Source organism: Streptomyces hirsutus (genome assembly GCF_001418415.1).
Classification (GTDB): domain Bacteria; phylum Actinomycetota; class Actinomycetes; order Streptomycetales; family Streptomycetaceae; genus Streptomyces; species Streptomyces hirsutus.
In genome coordinates, this window is the sequence record NZ_LIQT01000618.1 from 1 (window position 1) to 1,308 (window position 1,308).

2 protein-coding genes are annotated in these 1,308 nt (G+C 69.6%); both read right to left on the minus strand.

Annotation, left to right across the window (positions count from 1 at the left end; all coding sequences use genetic code 11):
- Positions 1–113: 113 nt before the first annotated feature.
- Positions 114–446, minus strand: a complete 333-nt coding sequence (locus tag AOK11_RS35990; protein ID WP_055597844.1) for a small basic family protein — start codon at positions 444–446, stop codon at positions 114–116.
- Complete coding sequence (locus AOK11_RS35995; RefSeq protein ID WP_055597845.1) at positions 443–1,291, minus strand: DUF881 domain-containing protein; 849 nt, start codon at positions 1,289–1,291, stop codon at positions 443–445. Before AOK11_RS35995 ends, AOK11_RS35990 begins: the two co-directional genes overlap by 4 nt.
- Positions 1,292–1,308: the final 17 nt, after the last annotated feature.

Here is a 1,308-nt window from a genome sequence, read left to right on the forward strand (position 1 = left end):
CTCCTGGCGGGCTCCGGGGGCCGCGTGCGGTCCGGCCGGCGGCTCGGGCGTCATCCTGTCGTCCTGACGGGGGTGCTTGTGCTCGGGCTCGTGGTCCTGGTCGCTCATCGGCCTCACGCCCGGAAGACGTGCCGGCGGATCGCCGCGGCGTTGGAGAAGATCCGGATACCGAGGACGACCACCACGCCCGTGGACAGCTGGGCACCCACACCCAGCTCATCGCCGAGGAAGACGATCAGCGCGGCAACGACCACGTTGGACAGGAACGACACGACGAAGACCTTGTCGTCGAAAATGCCGTCGAGCATGGCCCGCAGCCCGCCGAAGACGGCGTCGAGGGCCGCCACGACGGCGATCGGCAGGTACGGCTCGACGACCGCCGGAACCTCGGGCCGGACCAACAGGCCGACCACGACTCCCACGACGAGGCCCAGTACGGCGATCACGATGTGCCTTTCTCAGGTGCGGTCTCGGTTATCGGTTGAGCAGTTCGGACGATCACACTCGGTGCGGCGGGCAGCCGGAGGTCGTCCTCCACCGAGAGAGCGGTACGGATGTCGTAGTTCTCCTGCAGGGCATGCAGATACAGCCCGTCCGAGCTGTTCTGGAACCGGCTGCTCAACTGGCGGCCGTCCCCCACGGCGAAGACCGTGTACGGGGGCACCAGCGGCCTGTTGTCGACCAGTATCGCGTCTCCCGCCGCCCTGATCGCCGAGAGGGCGGTCAGCCGCTGCCCGTTGATGGAAATCGCCTCGGCGCCGGACTCCCACAGGCCGTTGACCACACGCTGCATGTCCCGGTCGCGGACCCGCCCGGTGTCGGAGAACCCGGTGGTCGAACGAGCGTCGCCGTCTCCGCCGGTGCTCGTGTCCTTGGCGTCGTTCACCACGAGCTTCACGCCGGGCCCGTGCACCGCGACAGCGCCCGCCAGGACGCCCACCAGATCGGTGCGGTTGCTCTGGCCGCTGCGCCTGAGCGCCTCGCGCTGCCGCGCGCTCACCTCGGCGCGGAGGGCGTCGATGCCGTCCTCGAGCTTGTCCGCCGCCTCGGTTTCCCGGTCGATCCTGTCGATCAGTTCCTCGCGCTCCTTGGCGACGACGGGAGCCTCCACTCTGGCCTGCGCGGCTCCGACGGTCACCACCAGGGCCGCGAGGACCAGACCGCCGGCGAGACCCAGTTTCGCCCTGAGGGTCTTCGGCATGCCTCCGCTGCCGTCGGCCTGCTTCCGCGCGGCAGCCTCGGCGTATCCCTCGTCGAGGCTGTGGTCCATCACGTTGGTGATCAACGACATGGACGCGTCCGGACGCG